This is a genomic window from Floccifex sp., assembly GCF_051873495.1.
Lineage (GTDB): Bacteria > Bacillota_I > Bacilli_A > Erysipelotrichales > Erysipelotrichaceae > Floccifex.
On record NZ_JBJEEX010000014.1, the window covers coordinates 1 to 3247 of the forward strand.

Sequence of the window (3247 nt, forward strand, 5' to 3'; positions counted from 1 at the left end):
TATAATTCAGTTCTTTTTTTACTGTTTATCATTAGCTGATATAGTAGCTAATGATTTATTTGCTTTTTCGTAAGAATAAATTATTGTTTCATAATTAAGCATAGATCCGTACATTTATTCAACTTTCATTACTAATAGTTAAAATCAATACGGATATTTTTACCGCCATAAGTTAAAATAGTTTGCAATATATTTGAAATTGTTTCTAAAAATAAGAATATGTTTTTGAAACTACGGAAAATATTCAAAAATGATTGAATGCTGTTTATGATAAAAGTGTCTTAAGAAAAGGTACCTACTTAGACAAAAAGTAACTCATTAATAGCTCAAAATAGATAAGCGTTAAGCCAAAAAATAATTGAGGATAATGACTATCGAAGGAAGAAAGATTAAATGTATCAGAGCTAATCGCTAAGGAAGAGTTGTTGGCAATGGTTGAATTACCATTGCCAACAAATGAAATTATGTCTTTGTTGTTCTTTTTAGCTTGGATACATAAATCAGCGAGTCGTTTTGTTTCTCCAGAATTGCTGATAACGATGATCAAATCGTCTTTATTCTTACGAAGAAGCTCAAGATGTGAATTAGCAGTACATCTGAAACCATGTAGGTTAAAATATTCACTCATGTAATTGACAATATTTTGAGAAAAACCATTACCCAATATCATGATCATTGAGTCTCTATGCTTATTTAACAAGCTAGAAAATGATTTTACGTAAGACCTTACTTTTAAGTCGTTTTCGGTATTACTAGGAAACTTTGGTGTATCTGTAATTAAAAAGACTAATTCCGAATATCCTGAGAGCTTCATCTTTTTACAGGTCTTGATGATAAAGCTAGGAGAAGTGAATGTTCGCTTAGCTAATTCACGTATGCTTAGATTTCTAAGTTCTGAACTATGCTGATTCATATAAAGAAGAACTTTTTGTTCGTCTTTATTTAACTGATATTTTTCACAAATAGATTGGATGTTCATTAGTTTTCTCCTTATATTATGAAAGAAGAACTCATTATGTCAGAAAAAGATATTAAGAAGAACGAAGTACCACAAAATAGAGATAAAGAATTTTTAGCTGATCCATGGGCTAGAACTAGAACTCGCAATGGTTTAGCTGCTGATGAAGTAATTTCAGCACTGCAAAAATCCATTAGAAAAGGTAAAGAAAGAGCAGCTTGTGAATTTGCGTATGAGATGTATATTTCTTCACCACAAATGGAAGAAAAATTATGGCGCCGTTTACAAGCTATTTCAGTTGAAGACATTGGTATGGGTAATCCTCAAGCACCAATTCTTATTAATAGCTTGAATCAAATGCGTCAAAACTTTAGTTACAATGAACCAGATCGTGCTATGATGTTCGTTCATGCCATTCGTTACTTATGCGAATCAACTAAAGATCGTTCATCAGATTTGCTTAAGAACATTATAATCAAAAACTTTGCATTAGGCTATGTTCCTACGATTCCAGATTACGCCTTGGACAAACACACTACCCGTGGTAAGAAGATGGGTAGAGGTAGTATGCACTTCCTCGAAGTTGACTCAAAGGTTACACCACAATTAAAAGTTGATAATAATTACTGGGATGAATATTACAAGATTCGCAAGAATTGGGATGAAAGTAAAGTAATTCCTAATGCATTCAAGTTCAATCCATATCAAATATAATCATTTCTTAGTAAAGAAAAATAGGAGAGCTCTGATGGCTAAAACTATTGCTAAAAAAGAATCACTAATGACTAGGTTAGATAAAATTCTAGTACCTATTGGACAGAAACTTGGAAATGAAAAACATTTACAAGCAATTTCAAATGGTATGCTTTTCGGATTACCATTTTTGGTAATTGGATCTTTCTTTTTAATTGTAGCTAATCCACCAATTGTACTGGATAAGTATAATCCTGCAACTGCCAACTTCTTTATAAAATGGATTGCAGGGTGGAAATACTGGGCTGTAGCCCATTATTCCCAAATAACCGTTCCATATAACATGACAATGGGGATGTTTGGGATGATCGGTGCATTTGGTATTGCGTATGAGTTAAGCAAAAGATATCAAAGATTTCATCCTGCAACGGATGGTATGATTTCGTTAGTTACTTTTTTAATGGTAGCTACCACAGTTGATAAGAATAATAAAATTGATATTAGCAACTTAGGTACAAATGGTTTATTTGTTGCAATTATCATTGGATTACTTACGGTTGAAATTAATAGATTAGTTGAAAAGAGTAAATTGAAAATAAAGCTTCCAGATTCTATTCCCCCAATGGTAGCCAATTTCATCAATTCACTGATTCCATTACTTGCAAATATTTTCATCTTTTATGGTGCTAATCTAATCTTAGTTGGTGTGACTCATACAGACTTTACTAATTTTATTATGAAATGTTTAACACCAGCTACATTTTTGGCTAACAGTCTCTGGGGTTATATTTTGATTGTGACTCTAGGTAATTTGCTTTGGCTAATCGGAGTAAATGGTAGCAATGTTATTTTCCCAATTGTATTTGCTACAGGTGTTGCAGCAACAGGTGCAAATGCTGCTCTGATTGCTAAAGGTTTGGCTCCAACGAATTTGATGAATTTACAAATGTTTAGAATTGCTGTTTTAGGCGGTTCAGGTAACTCTTTAGCTTTATGTCTTTTGATGATGAATAGTAAAGTGGAAAAGTATCGTGCTTTAGGACGTCTTTCATTTATCCCAGGAATATGCAGTATTAATGAGCCAATTATCTTTGGTACACCAATCTGTTTTAATCCAATTTTAGGCATTCCATTTTTAATGGCTCCTATCATTAACATTATCTTGACTTATGTAGCCGAGAGCTGTCATTGGATTGGAATGGGATATATTGTAGATCCATCATTTACTCCATTCTTTTTCCAGGCATACATCAGCTCAATGGATTGGAGAAATGTTATTTTCGAATGTTTGTTGATCGTCATCGGTATTTTCATTTACTTACCATTCTTTAGAGTAGCAGAACGTAATGAAATGAAGAATGACGCTGCCGCTGCTGCAGCATAAGAGAAGAGATTTAAATAATATTAATCCTCGAAATTCAATATGAATTCCGGGGATTTTTGTTTAGTAATAGTAATTTGAATTGAGGCATTTTTTATTAAACATTTTTTCTAAATACCAAAAGCCACTTGCAAAAACAAAATCTTGTTTCAAAATTAAAATGGATAATCCTGATAAGTTTCGTAAAATAGCTCAGGCTAAAGAAACTCCACCTG

The 3247-nt window shown here is 32.5% G+C and carries 3 protein-coding genes; 2 read left to right on the forward strand and 1 reads right to left on the reverse strand.

Annotated elements, in window-relative coordinates:
• Positions 1-295: 295 nt before the first annotated feature.
• Positions 296-979 carry a MurR/RpiR family transcriptional regulator gene (locus tag ACI313_RS01045; RefSeq protein ID WP_260211094.1) on the reverse strand — a complete coding sequence of 228 codons (684 nt, stop codon included), beginning with the start codon at positions 977-979 and terminating at the stop codon, positions 296-298.
• An 18-nt stretch (positions 980-997) separates the two neighbouring features.
• Between ACI313_RS01045 and ACI313_RS01050 the strand changes: the two genes are divergently transcribed.
• Together ACI313_RS01050 and ACI313_RS01055 are read left to right on the forward strand one after the other, a co-directional pair.
• Positions 998-1672, forward strand: a complete 675-nt coding sequence (locus ACI313_RS01050; RefSeq protein ID WP_439755073.1) for a hypothetical protein — start codon at positions 998-1000, stop codon at positions 1670-1672.
• 34 nt (positions 1673-1706) lie between these two features.
• Entirely contained in the window at positions 1707-3035 is a 1329-nt protein-coding gene (locus tag ACI313_RS01055) for a PTS sugar transporter subunit IIC (protein ID WP_233994879.1), read from the forward strand.
• The last annotated feature ends 212 nt before the right edge of the window (positions 3036-3247 follow it).